Genomic DNA, 22349 nt, shown 5'->3' with positions numbered 1-22349 from the left:
ACGAGCGCCCGGCATTTGCGTGATCGATCCGCAAGCGTCAATCGCCACCTTCATGGACATGCACGTTGTCCAGACCCGCGATCATTTTCAACGACCGGTCAACCGCCTCGTTCTCTTCATGACTGGCGAGTTGCCTGCGGATCGCATCATGCTTCGTGGCATAGCGCCGCAGATCCTCTGCCAGACGCAGCAGGATTGTCGACTCTCTCGTCAATACCCGTTCGACCAGAGCCGGGTCGGACAGCGCAGCGACCAGAGCGGGCAGATGCAGCATGCAGATTCCCGATAGCAGGTCGACGGCATGCTGGGGATCCTCATGCAACCGGCTGGCAATCTCCGTAACGACGCCGGCCAGGGTCTGTTCGCACAGTACGCACAACGCGCAGTCGGCGCGACAGGGAAGCACGTCGCGGTGAACAAGCGTTGCTCCGAAACGCGCGCCCGAGGCGGAACGCCTGAGCGTTTCCGATAGCTGATCCAGAAGCGTGGGGTATCCGACCGCGACACCTCTCGGCACAGATAATGCCGCGAGCTGGCGTGCATGCGTAACACACAACCCGCGTGCCTTTGCGTGGCGGATCTGTGCCTCGGCGCTGACACTTAACTCGTATTGATATCGGCACAGGAAATCGAAGCTGACCGACTGAATACGCTCGCAGATCTCACACGGCGCGAGCCCATCCAGTGAGCCGGTCCCGGTCGCCGTATTCGCTCCCTTCGATAATGGCGTACGACCGGCGTGTCCCCCTTCCGGCGCAAGCCTGCTCTTGAACTGCTGGATCTCCGACGCCGCGGAAGAAAATGCCGTGGACTCGGGATGCAGGCGCGTGAGATCCAGAATCCGTTCGCAGAAGCTCGCCAGGAACGCACGAAGCTTTTCGTTGACCAGAAAACGTAGCAGCTCATCCTCGAGATAGCTTAAGCCGCTCGACTCCAATTCGTGTGGGTTGTCACCCAGCTTCGCGGCAAGCCCATCACGCGCCGACACGGAAAATGCAGAACCGGCATGCGGCCCAAGAACACGGAGCAGTTGCTCATTCACATACTGCAGCCCCTCTCTCCGTTGCGCCTCCGTCACGGTGTCCTGCTTGTTGAGCACCATGAAGACCCGTCGACCATACCGCGCAGCCATCTGCAGAATGGCAAACTCTTCCTCCGACAACGGACTATCGTAGCTTGTGACGATTACCAATGCATCGGCTTCCGGGAGAAACGATTCCGTCGTGCGCGTGTTTGCCTCAACCGCCGACCCCAGGCCCGGCGTATCAATGAAGTGAAATCCCCGTCGCAGGATTTCTGCCGGTAGATGCACTTCGGCTGTCCGGACGTTTCGGACATTACCCGGATTCTTCTGTTGCGTGATGTAGTCGGGCAGTTCATCAACGGCGATTTCCGTTGGCAGGTGCCGCCCGTCATACCGAAGAATCACCTTCTCGCTACTGCCATACATCACTGTCGTGATGACGGATGTCAGCGGCAATATCCCGGTCGGCAGCCGCTCCGTTCCGATGATCGCATTCATCAGCGAACTCTTTCCGCGTCCGAAGCGGCCCACGACCGCCAGATTGAAGCGATCTTCCGCCAGACCGACAAAGCACGCCCGGATCTGATCGCCGGTCTTGTCCGGCAACGATTTTGTTTCATCAAGGAGCGGGCGCAGTATGCCGGCGAGATGAAACTTCGCGTTCTCGTATTCCCGCAGGTCCACTTTCCCTCCTCGGCAACCGCCACGGGACGGGTGCATTCGTACATGCACCCGCATCGACATGCAGGCGATACGGCTGGCCCGGTCACATGACGGCTCGCGCCACCGAACGGCCTGCGTGTCCGGGCGAGGGAACAACTGTGCTCGCGTCGAAGCCGCTGAGCACAGGTCAGCGGGTCTGGTCAGCCCCAATGGGCAATACAGGACAATGCCGTCTCGGGCCATGCCCAATCAGTGTATCGCTCCGCGATGAGCGCAGCAATGTGCACAGGCGGCCGTTGCCCTCGACCCGTTGCACCAGAACGCACTTGTTGTGCGACGAGATCGGGGGCGATAGACTACGTACAGGAGATGGCATCCCTCCTCAAACCGCCCCTACGGCTGATGGTGCCTACGAACCCTGGAACGGGCGTAGGCTGTGTCGCCGACATCCGCGTCCAGTTCGATCAATCCTTCGAATCCGACGCCAATGCAATCCAATCCCCCGCCCTCTGAATGCGTTGCCGCCCTGGAAACCCGTGCGTGTGCCAGTACCCGGCATCGGATCGACTCCATCCCGCCGGACTGTTTGATTTGCCGGCAGGTTGAAGACGTCGACGCCCGCTATTTCGACCGCCTCATGCGCGATACCCGTGCACGACGCGCCCAGGTCGGAAGTATTGCAACAAGCATGGGCTTCTGCGAAACCCATCGTGAATTCGTCACGTCACTCGGCAGTCATGCATCGGAGATCGTCGAAAAGCGCCTTCTCGAGGCTCGAGAGCAGCTTCGTACGCTATTCGGACGCACCAGCCTGCAGGACGAATTGATCCAGGACATCCTGTTTGGCGCGCGTACCCGATGTCCCGCATGTGGATACTTTCACAGAATCGAAGGGAAAGTGCTTGCCCGTGTGCTCGGCAATCTCGGACATGCGAAGTCTGCCCGTCATGTCCCCGCCCTGTGTCTTTTCCATTTGCACGCACTGGTCAATCGCACCGAGCCGCCATTGCGCGGACGCCTGCTAAGACTGCTGCGAACAAAGGCCCGTGCGACATCCGAGGTACTTCGCGCATCCGCGACAGCAGATCCTGACACACGCAACCGCGCAGTATGCCGCCTGCTTTATCCCCTCGAATCCGTGAGCAAACCGGTACGAACGGCCATTCCAGCCTGTCCGGTTTGCAATGCAACTGCAACGGCCAGAGACCGTTGGCTGAATGCGGCGGCCGACAACGTAAGGCTTGAACAACCCGGCTGGATTGCCTTACCCACCTGTCGCAGACATCTGCTGCTATGCATCGCTCACCCGGATACTCGCCTGCAGGACGCTGCGTTTTCGCATTATCTGCACGCTGTGCTTCCCGCGAGCCGGGTACGCGCATCGGCCAACGCGACGCCGCCCCAGCACCGGAAGCGCAGCAAAATACGCTGGTTCGATACGCATGCAGGCGCGCCCGGGCTGGAGGCGTCAGACGTACGCGCGAACGAAATTCCGAAGAACCCTCCCTGCCCCGGCTGTCACGCCGAAGACATCGCTGCGCGCAAAGCACTGGCCGCCCTCGTTGGCAAGATTGCGCGCGTGCCGCGCGAGGCTATCCGTTCGACAACCGCAGACCTTTGCCTGAAACATCTTGCAGAGGCGCTCATCCACGCATCCAGTCCGCAGACCGAAGCGAGTTTCATACAGGCGCTACACAGGAGTCTTCGTCCACACGGCACCAGCGCGGCATACACGAGAGGCCATAACACGCCTCCCGAGGCCACGTCCGATAAACAGGCCTGATCTGCGCTAGCTGACACGCTGACGCCTTCCTACCCAGATAAACACGGGGACGGCCAACCACTGCGCTGCAACGCAAAACGTCATGGCCGCCACCACCGAATGGTCATACAGCCAGCCGGTCACCGCACTTCCAGCGAACCAGCATGCACCGTAAACGGCCGTGAACGTCCCGAACGCGGACGCCCTGCGCGCTTTCCCGACCATGGGGATGACGGCCGCGGGAATAATCGACTCGTGGACTCCCATTCCCATGCCCCATAGTGCTGCGCCAAGTGCCGCGAGCTCGATCCGGTGACTGAGAAACACCAAGGGGGCAAACACAGCGGATACCACGGTCAGCAACGTAATCACGCGAAAGCCGAAGCGGTCGAACAACCGGCCAAGCACAAGCGAAGCTCCGCCGCTGACGGCCATCGCTCCCGCATACAGCATCGGTACTGCGTCGACAGGGACGACGTGGTAACGAGACCAGTGGTACGCAATCAACGGATAATCGGCAAATCCTGCCGCGACGAGTCCGGCACCCGCGAGATACATCCAGTAGCTGCGTGTCCACCCGCCTGCGGAAAGCGGCTCGTCTGCTGTTGTATCCAGGCCCTGCGGCTGGGGAAATGACACGCTCGCCAGCACGACGAGACCCAGGTTGATGATGGCCGGGATCGCGAGTACGGCAAAAGCAAGGCGATAGTTTCCACGGATTGCGATCACCCCGGCAACGACGAGTGGGCCGACCATCGCTCCAAGTTGGTCGAGTGCCTCATGAATGCCGAAAGCCCAGCCATACCCGCCGATCGACTTTCCGGCGCCAGCGAGCATGACGTCCCTCGGCGGATTTCGGATCGCCTTGCCGATGCGCTCGCATACGATAAGGCACGCGGCGCTATGCCAGCTATGCACGAGGGCAAGCAACGGAACGGCCGTCATCTGGACGACATACCCGAAGATCGTGATCGGCCAGAAGCGACGCGTCGTATCCGCGAGTCGCCCGGAAACGACACGTAGCCCGTAGCCGAGCAGTTCTCCGAATCCCACAACGACGCCGATGACGGTCGCCGAGGCCCCCATCAGTCCAAGCCATGGCCCAAGGACACTCCGTGCACCCTCGTAGGTAAAATCGGCGAAAAAACTGAGTACACCGACCAGCAAAACGAAGCGCATTGCCTGGCGCGCGGCGAGGTAGCCAGAAAGGATCCTCACGATTGAGTCCCTCCCCGAGGTCGATTCACGTCTTTTTCCGTAGCAGTTCCGGATGCATGCGGATATACAGCAAAACCAGCCAGCGCTTCGGACATTCACTCGAAACCGACACGATGCGCGGTGGCTCACCCTCGAAGCCAAGGAATCGCCGGGATACGGCCATCGCATAGGCACGCGCTGAATCCTGCGCCAGCCAGGACATGATCATCGGCATCGTCAGTGCACCGAACAGGACGAACCACAATGGAGATACGTCAAGGTGCAGCGCATTGAGGATCAGCGAGAGCACCCATGACAGCACCTCAGTACCGATCAGTGCGTAAGCCGCGAGTATGAGTTGCCCCGTCCCGCTTCGTTTCCGGTCGGGTCCCATGCCATCCCTCCGTCCATGTCGCGCGCAGGTATTCGCCTTGCCGTTATCTGTTCCGCCGTGGCGAAACTCACCTGTACCGACGGAACGCCGCCGAACCTGCGTATCGGGCCCGCTCACCCAGCATCCGCTCGATCGTCAGCAAACGGTTGTATTTCGCCACACGCTCACCGCGCGCTGGCGCTCCTGCCTTGATCTGGCCGCAGTTCAGCGCGACGGCCATATCGGCGATGCTGGTATCTTCCGTCTCCCCCGATCGGGGTGCCACCGTACACCCGTATCCTGCAGCTAGCGCCATTCGGGCAGTGTTGAGGGTTTCGGTGATGGTTCCGACCTGGTTGGGCTTGATGACCACTGCATTGCAGCATTGCTGCGCGACTCCACGTACCAGGAATGCGCGATTGCTGGCGAACAGATCGTCCCCGGTTATCTGCACACGACACCCTAGCTCGCGTGTCAGCCTTGCATAGCCATCCCAGTCGCTATCAACGAGCGGGTCTTCGTAGGAAACCAGCGGATATTGCTCCGCCCACGAGCGACACAGCGCGATCATCGTATCTGTCGGTAGCGTCCTGCGTTCGCTCTCCAGACAGTACTGACCGTCGCGCCACAGGCTCGAAGCAGCAAAATCGATCGCCAATGCGATGTCTTCGCCCGGCCGGTAGCCCGCAAACTCTATTGCACGCACCAGCAATTCCAGTGCGGCCTCGTTCGAGGGCAACGCCGGCACATAACCGCCCTCGTCGCCGACGTTCACGCACAGTCGCCGTTCGATCAGAAGCGTCCGCAAGGCATGATAGGTCTCTGTGCCCTGACGCAGCGCTTCGCGGAAAGTCGGTGCTCCAACCGGAACGATCATGAATTCCTGCAGATCGGGACCGCCGTCCCCGTGGCGTCCGCCATTCAGCACGTTGAGCATGGGCACCGGCAGTACGTTCGCGCCATCCCCGCCCAGATAGCGGAAGAGCGGCAGACGGCACACCTGGGCCGCGACACGGGCACAAGCAATCGACACGCCCAACGTCGCGTTCGCACCAAGATGGCTTTTGTACTCCGTATCGTCCAGCTCGATCAGTATTGCGTCGATCCGCCACTGGTCGTCGGCCGCCACGCCGGCTAGCGCAGGCGCAATCAGTTCGTTGACATGTGCCACCGCCTGCAGTACCCCTTTTCCACCATACCGGCGTGCATCGCCGTCGCGCAGCTCGACGGCCTCGAATTGGCCGGTCGATGCGCCAGAAGGCACGGATGCGCTTGCAGACGACCCGTCATCGAGGGTCACCGTCACCCGAACCGTGGGATTGCCGCGCGAGTCAAGCACTTCCTCGCCTGTCACGTGTGCGATCGACACCGATGTCATCTTTGCTGTTCCAGTATTCAGGCCATGCCAGGCCGCGTTACGCCTGTGCGGCGTCACTGACGGAACGCCGCGCGTCCCGCATAGCGCGCGTCGGTTCCCAGCATTCGCTCGATGGCTAGCAGCCGGTTGTACTTCGCGACCCGCTCGCCGCGCGCCGGCGCCCCAGACTTGATCTGGCCGCAGCCGAGCGCGACGGCCAGATCGGCGATGCTGCTGTCTTCGGTCTCGCCGGAGCGGTGGGAAACCAGGCACGTATAGCCGGCGGACAGCGCAAGTCGGGCCGTGTCGAGCGTTTCGGTCACCGTGCCGATCTGGTTCAGCTTGATCAGAACGCTATTGCAGCACCCCTCGTCGATGCCACGCTGCACAAACCGGCGGTTCGTCACGAACAGGTCATCGCCGACGATCTGCACGCGCTTGCCGAGCGCTCCGGTCAACGCCGCGAAGCCCGACCAGTCGGTATCCGCGAGCGGATCCTCCAGCGATACCAGCGGATAGCGGTCGAGCCAGTCGGTCCAGTAAGCGCCCAGTTCGTGCGAGGTGAGCGTGAGGCCATCGCGGCTCAGGTGATACCGGCCGCCTTCGTAGAACGAAGTCGCAGCAGGATCGAGCCCGATCGCGATGTCTTCGCCGGGATGGTATCCGGCCCGCTCGATGGCCAGCATGATGACGTCCATGGCCGCCGCGTTCGACGACAGGTGCGGCACGTAGCCGCCTTCGTCCCCCACGTTGGTCGACGCGCCCGCTTCCGCCAGCACGGTACCCAGCGCATGATACGTTTCGGCGCCGTAGCGCAGCGCTTCGCGAAACGTCGGAGCCCCCAGGGGCACAAGCTTGAACTCCTGGATGTCCGGCCCATCGTGTCCGTGTTTGCCGCCATTGAGCACGTTGAACATCGGGACCGGGAGCAGGTGCGCGTTGCTGCCGCCCAGATAGCGGAATAGCGGCAACCCGCTTTCCAGCGCCCCCGCCTTCGCGCACGCAAGCGACGCGCCCAGGATCGCGTTGGCGCCGAGCCGGCTCTTGAACTCCGTGCCATCCACCTCGATCAGCCTGTCGTCGATGGCCCGCTGATCGTCGATTCGCATCCCGTTCAGCACCCATGCGATTTCCTTGTCGACATGTCCGACCGCCTCGAGCACCCCCTTCCCGCCAAAGCGTCGCGCATCGTGGTCGCGCAACTCCACGGCCTCGAACTCGCCGGTCGACGCGCCCGACGGAACCGTGGCGGTCGCGATGACGCCGTTCGACAACGTCACGGTCACCGCCACCGTCGGGTTGCCCCTGGAGTCCAGAATTTCGTCTCCCACCAGGTGCTCGATCACTGCAGATGTGCTCATCATCGCTCCTTTGCTGGACCCGGGCGCGGCCTCGGAAACGCGAAACGCCCAGGCATATGCGGCCGTTGTGGCCGGCCCGTCAGGCGTGTGCTGCGGCGAAGGCGGCGCTGGCTCGCCGGATCGCCTCGTGCGCGGCATCGATGTCGGCCCAGCCCTCGAAGCGGACCCACTTCCCCGGCTCCAGCTTCTTGTAGTGCTCGAAGAAGAACTGGATCTGGTCCAGCGTATGCGCGGCGACATCGGACAGTTCCCGGATCGCGCGCGTGTCCGCGCACACGCTGTCGACCGGTACGGCGATCACCTTCTCGTCGGGTCCCGCCTGGTCGGTCATGTTCAGCAGGCCGACCGGGCGGCACGGGACGAGCGCGAGCGGTTCGAGCGCGAACGGCGCAATCACGATGATGTCGAGCGGATCGCCATCGCGCGCCAGCGTACGCGGAATGAAGCCGTAATTCTGCGGATAGCGCATGCCGGCGCCCATGATCCGGTCAACCCTGAGCAGTCCGTATTGTTTGTCGGCCTCGTATTTCACCGGCACGCTTTGCGCCGGGATTTCGATGATCGCGTTGACGTCGAGCGGAACGTTCCCGCCGGCGGGGATGTCGTTGAAGTTCATCGCGGGTCCCCGTCGGAGCCAAGCGTGTCGTACTCGATGGGTCCGCGCGTGTAGAACAGGTGGATACCGCCGCCGCGCAGTTGCGCGAGCAGCGCGTCGATCTGCGGGTCGGCGGCGGTCACGGTGACGCACACCGGCTGGTCGTCCAGCTCGAAGAAGCGTGCCGCATGGTACCTGCCCTGCGCGTCGATCCCCTCGGCCACTTCGACAACGGTGGCACCCAGAATCCCGGCCCGCTTCGATTCGTCGAGCATCCAGTCGACCACCGACATGTGCTTGATGCGATGACTCTGATTCGCCGCATAAACGGACAGTTGGCTTCCCTTCATGGAAGCCTCCTCGCGGCCGCGACCGGCTTCGCCATCGCGACACGACGACAGGCCGGCGCGCCACGCGCGACCGCCAGCAGAACAAGGATAGATTGCATGGAGAGCCAGATTTGCAGATTGACAAATCCGGGCAGCAGGACGCCTTGGCAATGCCCACGACCTCCTGACCCAGGAACCCGTAGGCATCATTAGCCGGATGAACGGATCGAAACTGATCGAACCGGCGGTTGAAGGAGGAATGCCATCTCCTGCGCGCAGTGTAGCACGCGGGATTTACGCTCGCCACCACCCGCGCAAACGGATTGCCGCGGCAGTTGCACCTGTGTGCGCGCCGTCCAGCCGAACGGAAAACCGATTGCGCAGCTTGAGCGGTTTTTCCATCGTGACAGCGGGCGCTCCCGGGGGCGGCATTCCGTGCGACCCGTCGGCTCCACCGACCGATGATGCCCGCCCGAATGCCTCAGCGCTGTTGCGTCGTCTCCCCGAGTCGCTCCGAAGGCACACATGCGATGCCGGATGGCATCACAACGGTTGTGCCGGTGGCCAGGGGGCGAGCAGAAATGAACGATAACGGTCGAAGTCTCAGCTTTCCCGCACTGGACTTCAACCATCTCGCGCCCGTCGCTGGCCGCGCGCGCCGGCACAGGACGTCCTTCGTGCAGAACGCAAACATCACCGCAATACAGGCGCAACACGTAGCGAACGCCACGCAAATCAGATGCGCTCTGCGACCGGAGAATCGTCGCAGACGAGCATACGACGCAGGCAGTTAGCGCCAGGCGGAAAGCGCGCCCCGGTAGAGACGACAGTGGGCAACCGTCGGTCAAATCGGGAGAACAGTGGGAAGCACGATCTCGCATGTGCGTGTACGACGATGGCGGCCGTGGATTGATACAAGGCCTTTCACTGCGATTACCAGGTCGGGGGATGGTTCCTGTTCTTTCCCCATGATCGGCCGCCGCCTCCGCCCGATCTACCCAACCGGGCGTCGCGTTGCCATAGGTTATCCGGGGCACTACACTGACCGTATGGAGATGGCATTCTCCCAATCGCCCGTCCGGGCTGATGATGCCTGCTCGCCAGCATGTCTGGAAACGGGGCGGAGCACGAGCTGAGCTCCGGCCTTAATCCGGAAAGGATCGTGCGAAGCGAGCTCGTTTTAACGGGATCGTGCGGCCCGGCCTGGTCGCTCATCGACTGTATATTGACGGCATAGCCGTCCAGTCGTTAAAGCGAGCGGTCGCGCGCGTGGGAGACAGACATGGAGTTCACGGTCGAAACGCTCGACGCCTGGCGCGCCGAAATCGGTGTGCAGCCATCCATACTGGCCAACAAACTCGAAGCGCTTGGGCGCGCCGGCGCAGACCTCACGCTGGTGCTCGCACGCTTCGATACACTGGATCGCGCACATGGAAGTGTCCTCATTGCCCCCGGGACCGACAACAGAGCAAAAAATGCAGCCCGTGATGCTGGATTCGATCCTGATCACCGATTGCATGTGGTCAGGATCGAGGGTCCCGAGCGGCAAAATCTGACTGCACTGATCATACGGCGCCTCGCTGATAATGATGTAACTATCAAAGGCTTCTGGGCATCCGCAGTTGGGCCGCGTTTCACCGCGGCAATTGCCGTGGATACGATTGAGGACCTGGGGGGCGTGCTGCACACGTTGAGTCAGATCCGGCAGTAGCTGGACTGCCAGGTTTGGCCGCGGTCACCGGACGTTTCGCCACGGTGCCTCCGAAGGTGTTACGCACCGGCGATGCCCGGCATGCAACCCCGCGCCCTGGCGAGACGGCCGACCATCATTTCATGCCGCGCGACCGCGGCACGCAGAACAGGGCGTGCCCTGATCCGGTGGCCGGATCAGGCAAGCGCTGCGTTTGCCCGGCGCGCACTTCCCGCCGCTCACAGGACCGTGTGCCCGGTCAGACGATCGGGCAACTGCGAGAACGTGCGGACGTGCGCCCAAAGTATCCGGCAGTCCGGGACGTTCTTTGAATCAGGCAGCCCGCATCGGCTGATATCAGCGCGTCTCGTCCACGCCTCCAGCCCTGAAGCCCAGACGACACAGCATTTCCTCCAGCGCACCGGCAAGAGAATCGCCCCGCACACGCTCTCCCCCCGGCCCTATCAGCATGAATTCCCCCGTTGCGAACGCGAAAATGCTTACGTGCCCCAGCTGGCGCAATGCAGACTCCCAGGATTCCGGCGCATTCTCGCGCCCGGCGCGGTTTGATGTATCGGTCATATCGCCCAAGAGAATCTTCACCGTGCTACTGTCACGCCCTGCATTGGCAGCGGATTTCGACAGGCGAGGCACAGGCATGCCCTTATATTGGTCTTCGCTCAATTCGACCTGCATCCTGACACCCCGTTATAAAGGAATGGTGCACATACGCGGGCAAACGCACGGGTCAATCACCGTGTTGTCCAGCGGACAAGCCGTTCAGTGATGACGGAAATCGCGTTCGGCAGCCCGAGGTAGGTAGCAATCGCTTCTGCTTCCGCGATGAACCGGTACCGTACGTGCAACCATCGTTCGAGAGGGGGGCAAAACGAATACTGCACATCGGAACAGCCGATCGAGGCAGTAACGGAGGGATTTTTTCATGGCGAACCTACTGTTGTCGTGTGGGATCAGATGAATCTCGCATGCACAAACAGTAGGCATCATCAGCCAGCAAACCCGGCAGTTAAGGAGAATGCCATCTCCTGTGAGAAAGGATACCGCTGCGTATCGGGAATCGCAAGCGTTTATCCGTCGTCCTGCAGCTTCCGCCAGAGCGGCGCACCCTCTTCCGTAAGGTGGCTCACGCTCGCAGAAAGCGCACGCTGTCCGGGCGACAAAACATCGCTGGGGGCAACGCCCTGTATTCCATATCTTTCGCATTCCAGATTAACAGGGCGGCGCAATGAATACCCCGCCCTGAACCACGACGACTCCAGACCAGCCTGATGCCGCCGAAGGGCAGCAAACCGAGGGAACCTCACAGCATCTGTCTCGGGAAGCCACACTTGCCGGTGCAATATCCCGCTCACGCGACCATCCAGGCTGCGGGGAAGTACCGAGGCGCGGCCCTGCTACCAGAGCTGCCGCCCACTACCCACAAGGCAATGATCTCACTTCCGAAATGAACGCACCGCACGAAATGGGCACGACCGGATACGCTTGATACCGACGCTCCCGACATCCCATTGGCTGTCGTAGAAGCCAGATCGGAAGTGAAGCATCGGACACACGCCAGACAATCCTTGTGGTCCACCGGCCCCGGCTTCCGCAAGCGGGCAGGCGTCACGGCAAAGCCGCGGCAGCACCGGAGGGATGAAGTCTTCACAGGTTCCGTATCAAATACTGAGGCTGGCCGGCACACGCGGGCCGTAGCCCTCCACTAGTGCCTCCCCCTGTGAAAAAGAGAAGAGTGAGTCCCGGCAGGATCACGCCCGTCGTCACCAAGCAAACCGAATTCCACTGGCGAACGTGTATAGAAAACGTGAACATGCTCCGTTTTCACAGCGTCAAGCATACGGTCAGCCTCGTCTTCCGTGACAGCGAGGATGATCTGCACTGGCTGGTCGTCGAGTCTGAGCATGTGCGCTGCGTGGTGAGTTCCCGCATGCCCGGTTCCCTCCGCGCAATTGATGACCGTTGCACCGTGAATGCCCTGGTGCTTTGCTTCGTGAAGCAGCCATTCAATGACCGTATGGTGGCCGTGGTGGCGATTCTGTTCGGTATAGAACGTAAGCTGGTAGCCGTTCATGTCTGCCTCCTTCAAACGACACCAGGACACCGTCATGAGAATGGCGGCTCCGGGAGCCCTCAAGTGATTCTAGCGTATGAAAACAGCCCAATCACTTGCTGCAACGCAGCGAAACGTACGCGTGCGCACCACCATGAGGATTTGGGAAAAGCGGCCGGCTCCGAGCCAGCATTTCGATGACGGCGTCGACAGGAATGGCGTCGAAGTCCATCCCTGACCGCGCTTTGTTCCAAAGGTGTCGAATTCGACCGGCGCCCGCGTGTAAAGCAGGCGGGTACCTGTGTTTCGCAGCCGCGCACGAGGGCATCGATCCTTGCATCATCAGCCTCAGCGGCACCCCGGCAGGCTGACCTGCAAGTCCGGAAAATCGCGCGGCATCATGATCTTCCCCTTGGCGTCACCCCCTTTTTCTGCGATTCCGGCAAACACCACGCCAACGATTCCGGCCTGTCCAGTTTTATCACGCAGCCATTCGACCACGGTCACCTGTCTGACTCGATGGCTCCGATACGCACGGATAGCCCGCCCTCTTCCGGAATCCCGCCTCGCGCGGGAGCAAACGGCCATGTCGAGAAATCACAGGCGCGCACCGCGGTGCACACCGCTGCGTGAGCAGAAGACTGCCCGAATGAAAGACCGGATCGTGACAAAGGCGGCAATCCGCTCGGGAAGGCATGCGCTCGCCGTCTGGAAAGGACGATGAACACCGCTCACGCCTGCCACCGGCGGATCACACGGACTGTCATCACCGACGTACCCGGTTCGTCGTTCGATCGCCTCAAAACCGATTGCGCAGCTCCCCGGCATTGACTAGAGTGAAAACACGGATCTACGGAGATGGCATTCTCCGCCAACCGCCGGTTCCATCCGGCTAATGATGCCTGCAGCCGTCCGGACATCGGGCCGCGCTGTTGCGCATCCTGCTCCTGCCTGCCTGGACGACGCGCACTTTTGCCGGATTGCGCCGCGGCGGCCCGTTTGTCGTACGGCGCGCAAGGAGAGCAAGATGATTGCGATAGACATCCCGGGGTTTTGTACGCTGAACCTGGTGCATCTCGTCCTCGACTTCAACGGAACGCTCGCAATCGATGGCCGGCTGCTCGAGGGTGTCGAGTCACGCCTCGCTGCGCTCGCCCTGGAACTCGACATTCATGCGGTGACGGGCAACACCTACGGAGACGCGCGCGATCATCTGCGTCGGTGCCCGATGGAAGTCGTCTGCCTGCCAGCCGAGGGACAGGCGCTCGCCAAGCGTGAATACGTCCGGCGCCTTGGTCCCGGGGTTGCCGCGATCGGCAACGGGCGCAACGACGCGCTCATGCTCGAACAGGCGGCACTGGGCATCGTGGTGCTCGGCACCGAAGGGCTGGCAACCGACGCCCTGAAGGTCGCCGATATTGTCGTGCGCCACGCAGTAGACGGCCTGGAACTGCTGCTGCGTCCAAAGCGGCTGATCGCAACACTACGAAGCTAACTGGATGGAGAAACCGGGATGAACTACGACAACATCGGCGCGGGCAGCAACGTTCCGGCATCGTTTAATGCGATCATCGAAATGTCTGCTTTTGGCGAACCTGTAAAGTACGAGGCCGATCCCCGGTCCGGCCGGCTGCGTGTCGAGACCTTCATGATGACGAGCATGCGGTATCCCGCCAATTACGGGTTCGTGCCGGATACGCTTGCGCCGGACGGCAGGCCACAGGATGTGCTGGTGGTCACCCCATTTCCCATCGTACCTGGCGCAATCGTGGAGGCTCGGGCGCTCGGAACCATGCATCTGACCGACGAGCGTGGGCCCGACGTAAAAATCATCGCCGTTCCGGTCGACAGGGTCTGTGCCTCGAGTACCGACCTCCGGTTGCTGGATGACCTGCCCAAGCTGCTCCTGCATGAATTCCGGCATTTCTTCGTCAACTACAAGGTTCTCGAGCATGCAAAATGGTCACGCTTCGAGCACTGGGGATCTGTCAACGACGCCGCAAGCGAATTGCTTCAGTCGATCGCCGCCTACCGTGAGTCCGCAACTCGCTCCCCAGGGTGATAACGCACCCGCATTTGGGTCGAGCGGCATACTCTGGACGCCATCGAGTCAGACGCGGATTTTTCACGGAACTCCGCGTCGTCCGCTCTGAATCTGGCATCGGGTGCTGAAAAGCGTGGCAGGCGCTAAGGCGGCAACTGCCCGGGCGCGATACCGACGAACTAGGGCGTGCCAGTCAACGCACGCATGGCATCCATCGGCTTCCGGTCCAGATTTCCCCCAATTGAACGGCCACCTGATTCACCCTCTCATGGAACTTTCCGGAAAAGCCGCCCGGAATCGACCCGCTTTCAGCCGCCCAATCGATGGAAATAAGCGACGCGAATGTCGCTGCCTCAGCCCACGCTGCAGATCCAGCGCCCCTGGCCGGAGAATTCCAGAAAAGGCAAGCAGTGTCCGCGCAGCGCGTGCCTGGTGATGTCCGATGGCCCCGATTCTCCCGCTTTTTACCCTCACCTCGGCATGCTTTAGCCACAGCGTAGAACGACGCGAAGAACCGCTCAGGTGATCCGTTGCCAATTCCCGCCTGCATCATTAGAATGAATCTGCGCTTGTGGAGATGGCATACCTCCCAAACCGCCGCTGAAGGCCCGCGGCTGATGATGCCTACGGTTCCTGGCCAGGAGCTGTCGGGTCATGTTGATGCCCCTGTCCAGATTTTGTGCTCGTTTTTTAGCCTACCGGACAGCGTACCGTGCCTTCCCCATCATGTAGAGTTCCACCCGCCCCCAACGCATTGGCCCTGTCCGATGGTGAGGTCGACTTTCTCTGGTGGTTTATCCAGGGCAGCATCATGGACGCCGCTGTCAGAGCGCGCCTCTACGCCCATTGGGGGATGTGCCCGCGACATGCATTAGGCTTCTTCTGTGTTGAAGCCGCGTTTCGCCCTCACCTGATCCATGGCAGCACGATCCTATATAACGAGCTGATGCGCCGCGCTTCGCACCTGCTCGACGAGCATGGCCTGTACGGTCTTGCACCCGTCGGGATGGCACGCCATCGGTTGCGTGCGTCAGGACCCTGCCATATGTGCAACCTGGGCTATGGGCCCGGGTCCCCCGGGAACGCGCCACCGGAGCGGCTCACGCAAGGCCGCGACCTTGCCAATGCCCTTGCCTTCGCGCGCGAAAACCGCGACGGATGGCTGCGGCACGTCTGCGGCATATGCGCCGGCAATGGGAGCGACGTCCTTTGCCGGCCGCATCTCATTGAATCCATGACGCGCGAGGCAACACCGACCTTGCGGCGTCATCGTGCGACCGCATCCAGCATCGCGGAGCATCTCGCCCGCTTCGAACACGCCTTCCGTTGGGATAGTCGTGGGACAGACTCGACGGAGGACCGCGGTGCGCTGATCGCGTCCATCGGCTGGTGCAGCGGCTGGAGCGAAGTCTTGCAGACCCTGGATGCCGAGCCGATCAGGAGAACGACATGACGCGAAACAACAGGCGCCTCCCGTTCCCTCCGGCCTACTCGCGCCGGGTTGGAGAAGCGTTCGTCCGCATCGATAGCTGCCTGACAGACGTACTCCATTACCTCGATCCCGTCGTGCAGCAGTCCCCCTTCGCTTCGCGAATCGCAGATGCGGTCCCGGTACAACACACACTGATTCTGAACGAGCTCGAGCTGATCCGCGCCGCCATGCAGAGAATTTCCGCCCGGCACCGGATTTCCCTCCCGACTCCCAGCGCCAGCGCCCTCGAATCCTGCAAACTGCGAATCAGCGAAGCCATGCTCGTCCTGTCGGAGCTCGACCCGCGCACAGCAACGCCCAACTGCAAGACGAGCAACGAGAACATGACCGAGGGTGCAGCCGAGGACGCCAGTCGCTTCGTCGGTCACCTGATGACGTTGCTCAATGCACTGCAGGCGTCGTTATCGCGCCACGTTGACGCGCATACCGGAGACACCGTTCGCCCACCCTCCCACGCCAATGCGCAAGACACTGCCGACCACGCTCCCGTTCATCCGTTGACAGGCGAGCTTGAGCGCATTAGCGCGTCGTACGGACTCGGTGATCTTCATCGCAGAAGCATCGATTTCGAGCGCCATTACGGATCCGCCGACATTGTCGTCGGACTGTTTGGCGCAGTCGGGGCAGGAAAATCGTCACTGATCAACAGTCTGCTGGGTAGCCCGCTTCTTCCCGTGGCCGCGTTGCCCACCACCGCCGTGCCGGTGGAAATCCGCTACGGAAAAGTCGAAAGAGGCGTGGTGGAATGTGTCGCAGCGAAGACCGAACTCATCGACCGTGCGCGGATCGCCGAGTTTGCCGATGAGCACTCCAATCCCCGGAACATCAAAGGGGTGACGCGGATGACGTTCGACACGCCCGCGCCGCTACTCACAGACGGAATTACGCTCATCGACACACCCGGCATCGACTGGGAAAGGCCCGACATTGCACAGGGAAGCTCTTCATCCGCGCCCTGGTGCGATATCGCGGTCGTGCTCATCTCCGCTGCGGCCCCGCTAACGCTACGTGAAGCGGCTTTCGTACGTCAACTCTGCAACCGCGGCGCACGGGTCGCCGCTCTGGTCACGAAAATCGACCTCGCAGGGGCCGATGACCGCTGGAGAATCTATGAGCACGTCGTGCGCGGCCTGTGGAAAAGTACCCATATCGAGGTTCCGGTCTATCTTGTCAGTACACAGGAGAATGTTCCGCCGTGGTGCCGTGCCTGGATCGATGGCCCCTTTGCCGACATGCTTGCAGAGTGCCGCAAACAGCGAACCGACATGCGTCAGCGCCAGCTCGCGATGCTGCGTCGGGACGTGCTTGACGCGCTCCAGATCCGCCTGCTGTGGCATGAACCGCAACCCCGTCCAGGGGAACAGTTGGACCAGGCGCTTCAGCGTACGACTGCAGACCGTGAGGCCGTCGACGCGGCGATCCGCTCACCGGCCGATCCCGTTGCACAGGTCACGCGGGCGATGGACGGACTCGTAAACGAAATCGCCCACAACGCGGCGGCACTCTGGTCGGAGACGCATGACCGGTCCTTCGACGTCACCCGGCTTGTCGAGCTCGCCGCGAATGCCCGGGCTCTTGCCTTTTGCGGCACATGCACGCGCGCCGTTGAAACGCTGAACGCAAGAGCGAACATCACGTTGCATCATCTGGCTGACACACTCGACGCACCGCGACTGATACCACCGCTGCCTGACTTGCCTGTCGTACCCGCGTTTGTCCTCCACGATGGGTTGCCTGCAACGATATTGCCACCCTCGTTAGGATGGGTGCTGGGACGGTGGGGTTTTTATCTGAGCGCTCGCCGCGCCTTGCAAGGTTGCCCTTCCATGCAGTTGGTCGGACGATCGCTCTGCGCGTATCTGGAACTGCTGGAAGCCTGGAAACACCAGGTGCTATCTGCGCTGGCGAGGACACTCACGGAACATATCGAGCGGCTTCAAGGCACCCGCGGCACCCATGAGCCTGGCGCGCAGGCGGCGTTTCAACGTTTGCGGGACGACATTGCGCGTCTTCGCTCTGCAGAGCTGAGCGACTGGTCAGGAAGCGAAGCCGGTCCGTGAGACGGGTTCAATCTGCGCGTCGCGGCATAACCCGCGGCCAGCCGGTTGAATGATTTCCGGCATGACGTCCGCCTGCCTAGCGAGCCGTGACCCACCATCACTTCACCGGCGTGCTCGCGAACCACAGTTGTGCCAGACCACCTGCTTCAGCAAGCTCCGGCCTCGTACGCGCTCTGCCGACGTTCCCGGACTTCAGGTCTCGCCCATCCCGGACAGCACGCCGTTTTCGCCTCCCGCTTCTTCGTCCGGGCGTGGTGCGTCGCGAAAGATCTGCCGGTACAGATCCTGTCCGAAACTGGTCTGCAGCGGCTCCGCTTCAACAAGTCTGAACGTCCGCACCCCGTCGCCCCGCCTTTCAGCACGCAGGAACAGGGTCGGGTAAGAGCCCGCCTCATGGAGGCCATGTGCGAGGGTAAAAAGGTGTGTTACGAGCACCACCTTCACATGACGATCGAGCAATGCATCCACGATTTGCCGACCTATCTGCGAACCTTCACGCTCGTTCGTTGATGCGAACGATTCGTTCGACAAAAACAGGCCGTGCTCGACCAGATGATCGACAATTTCTCGCATGCGCTTAAGCTCTTCGTCGAATTTGCCGCTTCGCATCGTCGCATCTTCCTCCCGCTTGTAATGTGTAAATATCGCCTTCGCCACATTCGCTTCGAATTCACTGGCGCCGAGGAACATTCCGGCCTGCAGGAGAATCTGCGCAATACCGACGCTGCGCAGGAAGGTTGACTTTCCGCCCTGGTTCGCACCGGTCACCACAATGAGATTCTTGTCGGTTGCGTCTGCATCGTTTGCCACAGGCGCCTGATCCAGGCGTAAGGCAAGGCTCACATCGTAGAGCTGCCGGTAGCGATGCCTGCGCTCAGCCGCCGCGCACGGCACAGGAAAGCAGACCGGCAGTCCCCGCCGCTGCAGTTCGCTGCGCAAATTCAGGCATCCCATATAGAAGCCAAGCTCTGCGCGAAGCATGAAAAAGAAGCTTTTCATGTGGTCGGCCGACTGTGCCAGTGCATTAGCCACATGGTTGATGCCGCGTGCCTCAAGATCGCTTAGTGCCCGCGCGCCATTTTCGTCCCGATCCGGGATACGAAATGTGCGAGATGGCGGACCTTTTGTAAACAGCCGCCTGAGAAGATTCGGATCTTTCTCGTGCGGCTTCCTCAGAATGTATTGTTCCCCCTTGTTTCCGCGACCGGGTCTGGCGCTGATCAACACCCCGCCGCTGAACTTCAGGTCCTTCAGGCATCGCGTGATGGTTACGAAATAATCGTCGGTCAGTTCCGACTGGATCATGTCGTAGAAACGACGGAAACCGGGTGATCGGAACCGTTCGATATTGTCGTCGGCCACGCGACGCAGCTTTCCGAGAACGCCGAGCAAAGCCTGAACAAGGTCCCGTGCGCTATGCAGCACGCTGCCCGGCGACGCACTGATACTCCAGTAAAAGCTCTTTTTTTCAACGTCCAGCGCTTCCACGGCAATGGCATACAGCTGCCTCACCGTTTCTTCATTTTCGATACAGTCATTCAGGATTGCCTGACGATAAAGTATCGCGACGAGGTCACTCAGGCTAACAGGAACGACCTTCTTCACCGTGTCATACAGGTATTCGTCGCCTGCGGCCATTGTCCGGTAAAGCGTCTCCAGCTCCAGGTCCTGGTTCAGCGTCCGTTCATTCCAGAATTCATCGCGATGCCAGGGAAAATCGCGCGCGTCATGGAGCAGATAGGCTTTCATGATGCGAGGCGCTCCTTGATACGTTCATAGGTGAGACCGTATTGCTCGGCAACGGAAAGCGCGTAAGCATGCCCGTCCGCTGGACGCCTGCGGACCCGAAACGTTCGGACAGAAAGATTCTCCGGGTTGATCTCGCTCACCATACTCACAGTTTGAGGCCCCAGCCGGGCCAGTTCCTCGATAAACGTCACACATACGCACAGCACATCCCGTTCCATGATCTCGCCGATAATCTTGCGACAGAGGAACAGTGCGTCGGCAAGCGTCGTCGAACTGAAAATCTCATTCATCAGGATGATGCTGTTGGGCGTGGACGCCCGCAGGATCTCATGCATTCGCATCAGGTCGTCCTGAAGTTTGCCGCGCAGATCCAGCGTGTTTTCTTCCCGCTCGAAGTGTGCGAAGAGACGATCGTAGAGAAAAAGATGGGCATTTCGCCCTGGCACCGGGCACCCCAGCCGGCCGAGAAAATGGAGTTGCCCAAACGTCCTGGCAAAGGTCGTCTTGCCCCCGTTGTTGGGCCCGGACACCACAAATATTCGTTCCTGTCCTTCGAGATACAGGTCATTACAGACAACCGCAACCTTGTCCCTGCAAAGCTTGTGGGCCAATACAAGGTCGAACGTGCCGTCGCACCGCACCGCTTTGGTCGCGCGCGAGACGACTGGATAACTGAACGGGAGGCCGGCTTCGCGACAGAGCTGGATGTAGCTGCGATAAGCCACGTAAAACTCTATCTCCCGGTCGAACGCCGCAATCGTCGAATCGACGAAATCGCTATGATTGGACCAGAAGCGATTGAGGAGCATAAACGGCTGCGGATCGAGTTCCGCCACACAATCCAGTATTTGCGCCTCGACATGATTCATCTCGGGCCAGTCTTTCAGTTCAACGCTATGATCCTTGACCGAACCCTGCTTGAAGCGGTCAAAAATATTCAACACGTAAGTGCTGTAGTCCTCTTCTTCATGATAGTTCAAGACCGTGACGGTGCTTCCGTTGAGGTGGATGCAATACCGCACGGCGGCCAGAGCGTCCTGCACTTCCTGTACGTCGTTACACAGCTTCACAAAGGGTGCGGACTGCAGGTATCGCGCGAGCCACGAACTGAAAGCGGTCAACCCCCTCGACTGGGGGCCGGCCGTGCGCAACGCTTCGCAAAACGACTGGATACCCTTGCAATAACGTGACGCCCCTTCAACGAACCACCACTGTTTCTGCCGCGGATAATAGAGCTTCTGCACATCCGTCAGACATGCACGCATTTTCCGCATTGCGAGAGAAAAAGCCTGGATGGCAAGCAGAACATCCTGGCTGTCGAAGTCCCGCATGACTTCGTGCCGATATACCACCGCACTCTGCCGGATCAACTCCGTACGAAAAAATGGAGCAAGGTCGTATTCATCGAATCCACGCGTGACTTCGCTCACGAACTGATCGAGATTCAGGTCGCCAAAGAACGCTGGTTGCGCGCCGTCCCGGGATGGCGGCCCATCTTCTGGTGCCTCGAAGAGGATGCTGTGGAATTCCATCTTGTACCCCCTGTTCCTTGCTCGCTGGCCTGGCTGACACGTGCATGGTCAACCCGGGCTGACTGAAGTGGCCAGAGCGTTGCTGGAGAACCGGAAAGCGCCGCAATCACGGCATGGATACAGAGGGGGTAGCACGCTTCGCGCGCACGCCTACAGTGTCTCTTCCCGAGCCTGTAGGCATCATTAGCCCAGTGGGGCGGTTATCTGGAGGAATGCCATCTCCCACAGTCAGTCTACGCCCACGTCATCTGGCTTACAAGTGCGGACGGTACATCAACGCTTCGCACGGAACCAGCGCCCCCTCAACACACGCCGTCAATGTCGACGTCGACCAGTCATGCTTCCGGAGCGCCGCAACTTCCGGACCCGGCAGACCTGATGGCCGGCACCGTCAGCATCGGATTTCAACTGGCGCGAAGCCATTTCCTGGCGGCAAAGCAATCAGGCCCTCCTCGCCCGGGCGAGCACAGCCTGGACGCACCCGCCTCTGTCCTGTTTGTTCGGCCATCGCCGGCTCATTCACGGGTTGGCTATCGACCTGCTTGACGCTGGCCTCGAGATGCGGATCGCGAGCGCCGCGTAATGTCCGCACTGTCCAACGTCATCTCGTCGGGTGTGTCATCCTGCGTCTCATCCTGTCGAGCATACTGAACTGTGAGCCCGACGACATGACGCCAGACGAACGCGTCGACGGCCAGCCGCCTGTTGCAGCCGCAACCGTCCGGGAGGATATGCATCCACCTTGCTTATACGGGTATCTGGATCATCGTAGGCCTGAGTGCGACCGATCGCGGGATCGGCGCGGCGCTCCTTGCCCCATCCCTGCACCAACCGATGAGCAACCGCCCGCGCGGGCAAGCGGAGCATCCGCTCGCGCAGACCCTCGCAGAGTCCCGGCAGCATCAGGCGCGTCACGCGACGCCTGTCACACCTGCCCGCTATCCACGCCCTTCACCCCAAAGGGATGACCTGCCTCGAAGAAGGGGCATCGGTGATTGTCAAAACTGCCAGGGGCAACCGCTACCATGTCCTCGACCTGCCGATGCCCGG

At 61.0% G+C, this 22349-nt stretch carries 18 protein-coding genes and 7 riboswitches; of the genes, 6 read left to right on the top strand and 12 right to left on the bottom strand.

Going from position 1 to position 22349, the window contains the following annotated elements; translation table 11 throughout:
• Positions 1 to 37 precede the first annotated feature (37 nt).
• Positions 38 to 1708, bottom strand: coding sequence for a dynamin family protein (locus AC3AP7_RS19195; RefSeq protein ID WP_487364163.1), 1671 nt, complete (start codon positions 1706 to 1708; stop codon positions 38 to 40).
• 335 nt (positions 1709 to 2043) lie between these two features.
• Positions 2044 to 2106, top strand: a riboswitch (Fluoride riboswitch).
• A gap of 68 nt (positions 2107 to 2174) precedes the next feature.
• On the opposite strand from AC3AP7_RS19195, the gene AC3AP7_RS19190 reads away from it, so the two are divergent.
• Positions 2175 to 3470, top strand: a complete 1296-nt coding sequence (locus AC3AP7_RS19190) for a hypothetical protein (RefSeq protein ID WP_487364162.1) — start codon at positions 2175 to 2177, stop codon at positions 3468 to 3470.
• Between the two features lie 6 nt (positions 3471 to 3476).
• Here AC3AP7_RS19190 and AC3AP7_RS19185 read toward each other — a convergent pair whose 3' ends face one another.
• The 6 genes from AC3AP7_RS19185 to AC3AP7_RS19160 form a co-directional block, all read right to left on the bottom strand.
• Positions 3477 to 4667, bottom strand: coding sequence for an MFS transporter (locus AC3AP7_RS19185; RefSeq protein WP_487364161.1), 1191 nt, complete (start codon positions 4665 to 4667; stop codon positions 3477 to 3479).
• A gap of 25 nt (positions 4668 to 4692) precedes the next feature.
• Positions 4693 to 5040 (bottom strand): hypothetical protein, encoded by a 348-nt coding sequence (locus AC3AP7_RS19180; RefSeq protein ID WP_487364160.1) that lies wholly within the window; start codon positions 5038 to 5040, stop codon positions 4693 to 4695.
• Positions 5041 to 5107: 67 nt separating this feature from the next.
• Positions 5108 to 6397 (bottom strand): phosphopyruvate hydratase, encoded by a 1290-nt coding sequence (gene eno, locus AC3AP7_RS19175; protein WP_487364159.1) that lies wholly within the window; start codon positions 6395 to 6397, stop codon positions 5108 to 5110.
• Positions 6398 to 6450: 53 nt separating this feature from the next.
• Positions 6451 to 7737, bottom strand: coding sequence for a phosphopyruvate hydratase (gene eno / locus AC3AP7_RS19170; protein WP_487364158.1), 1287 nt, complete (start codon positions 7735 to 7737; stop codon positions 6451 to 6453).
• 79 nt (positions 7738 to 7816) lie between these two features.
• Positions 7817 to 8353, bottom strand: a complete 537-nt coding sequence (gene ppa / locus AC3AP7_RS19165) for an inorganic diphosphatase (protein ID WP_487364157.1) — start codon at positions 8351 to 8353, stop codon at positions 7817 to 7819.
• Positions 8350 to 8682 carry a DUF190 domain-containing protein gene (locus AC3AP7_RS19160; protein WP_487364156.1) on the bottom strand — a complete coding sequence of 111 codons (333 nt, stop codon included), beginning with the start codon at positions 8680 to 8682 and terminating at the stop codon, positions 8350 to 8352. Before AC3AP7_RS19160 ends, ppa begins: the two co-directional genes overlap by 4 nt.
• A 172-nt stretch (positions 8683 to 8854) precedes the next feature.
• Positions 8855 to 8940, bottom strand: a riboswitch (Fluoride riboswitch).
• A gap of 763 nt (positions 8941 to 9703) precedes the next feature.
• Positions 9704 to 9764, top strand: a riboswitch (Fluoride riboswitch).
• 179 nt (positions 9765 to 9943) lie between these two features.
• On the opposite strand from AC3AP7_RS19160, the gene AC3AP7_RS19155 reads away from it, so the two are divergent.
• Positions 9944 to 10372: a hypothetical protein gene (locus AC3AP7_RS19155; protein ID WP_487364155.1), complete on the top strand. Its 429-nt coding sequence runs from the start codon at positions 9944 to 9946 to the stop codon at positions 10370 to 10372.
• Between the two features lie 336 nt (positions 10373 to 10708).
• Here the strand turns inward: AC3AP7_RS19155 and AC3AP7_RS19150 are convergent, their stop codons facing one another.
• The 3 genes from AC3AP7_RS19150 to AC3AP7_RS19140 all read right to left on the bottom strand — a co-directional run bounded on the left by AC3AP7_RS19150 (position 10709) and on the right by AC3AP7_RS19140 (position 12929).
• Positions 10709 to 11047 carry a hypothetical protein gene (locus AC3AP7_RS19150; protein WP_488324854.1) on the bottom strand — a complete coding sequence of 113 codons (339 nt, stop codon included), beginning with the start codon at positions 11045 to 11047 and terminating at the stop codon, positions 10709 to 10711.
• A gap of 295 nt (positions 11048 to 11342) precedes the next feature.
• Positions 11343 to 11407, bottom strand: a riboswitch (Fluoride riboswitch).
• 667 nt (positions 11408 to 12074) lie between these two features.
• Complete coding sequence (locus AC3AP7_RS19145) at positions 12075 to 12443, bottom strand: DUF190 domain-containing protein (protein WP_487364153.1); 369 nt, start codon at positions 12441 to 12443, stop codon at positions 12075 to 12077.
• A gap of 327 nt (positions 12444 to 12770) precedes the next feature.
• Positions 12771 to 12929: a hypothetical protein gene (locus AC3AP7_RS19140; protein ID WP_487364152.1), complete on the bottom strand. Its 159-nt coding sequence runs from the start codon at positions 12927 to 12929 to the stop codon at positions 12771 to 12773.
• A 338-nt stretch (positions 12930 to 13267) separates the two neighbouring features.
• Positions 13268 to 13334, top strand: a riboswitch (Fluoride riboswitch).
• A 115-nt stretch (positions 13335 to 13449) separates the two neighbouring features.
• Here AC3AP7_RS19140 and AC3AP7_RS19135 point away from each other — a divergent pair.
• The 4 genes from AC3AP7_RS19135 to AC3AP7_RS19120 all read left to right on the top strand — a co-directional run bounded on the left by AC3AP7_RS19135 (position 13450) and on the right by AC3AP7_RS19120 (position 18018).
• Positions 13450 to 13917 carry an HAD family hydrolase gene (locus AC3AP7_RS19135; protein ID WP_487364151.1) on the top strand — a complete coding sequence of 156 codons (468 nt, stop codon included), beginning with the start codon at positions 13450 to 13452 and terminating at the stop codon, positions 13915 to 13917.
• An 18-nt stretch (positions 13918 to 13935) separates the two neighbouring features.
• The gene (locus AC3AP7_RS19130; RefSeq protein WP_487364150.1) at positions 13936 to 14484 is read left to right on the top strand and encodes an inorganic diphosphatase; all 549 of its coding nucleotides are present in this window, start codon (positions 13936 to 13938) and stop codon (positions 14482 to 14484) included.
• Positions 14485 to 15030: 546 nt separating this feature from the next.
• Positions 15031 to 15100: riboswitch (Fluoride riboswitch) on the top strand.
• Positions 15101 to 15277: 177 nt separating this feature from the next.
• Positions 15278 to 15919: a hypothetical protein gene (locus AC3AP7_RS19125; RefSeq protein WP_488324853.1), complete on the top strand. Its 642-nt coding sequence runs from the start codon at positions 15278 to 15280 to the stop codon at positions 15917 to 15919.
• Entirely contained in the window at positions 15916 to 18018 is a 2103-nt protein-coding gene (locus tag AC3AP7_RS19120) for a dynamin family protein (RefSeq protein WP_487364148.1), read from the top strand. Before AC3AP7_RS19125 ends, AC3AP7_RS19120 begins: the two co-directional genes overlap by 4 nt.
• Before the next feature lie 192 nt (positions 18019 to 18210).
• Here the strand turns inward: AC3AP7_RS19120 and AC3AP7_RS19115 are convergent, their stop codons facing one another.
• Together AC3AP7_RS19115 and AC3AP7_RS19110 are read right to left on the bottom strand one after the other, a co-directional pair.
• Positions 18211 to 19767 carry a MutS-related protein gene (locus AC3AP7_RS19115; RefSeq protein ID WP_487364147.1) on the bottom strand — a complete coding sequence of 519 codons (1557 nt, stop codon included), beginning with the start codon at positions 19765 to 19767 and terminating at the stop codon, positions 18211 to 18213.
• Entirely contained in the window at positions 19764 to 21299 is a 1536-nt protein-coding gene (locus AC3AP7_RS19110; protein ID WP_487364146.1) for a MutS-related protein, read from the bottom strand. The genes AC3AP7_RS19115 and AC3AP7_RS19110 overlap by 4 nt, the downstream gene beginning before the upstream one ends.
• A 167-nt stretch (positions 21300 to 21466) precedes the next feature.
• A riboswitch (Fluoride riboswitch) is annotated at positions 21467 to 21531 on the bottom strand.
• Positions 21532 to 22349: the final 818 nt, after the last annotated feature.

This window comes from Paraburkholderia sp. PAMB 6770, assembly GCF_057748135.1.
The sequence above is the reverse complement of the archived record's forward strand: the minus strand, read 5'-3'. Positions and strand labels throughout refer to the sequence as shown.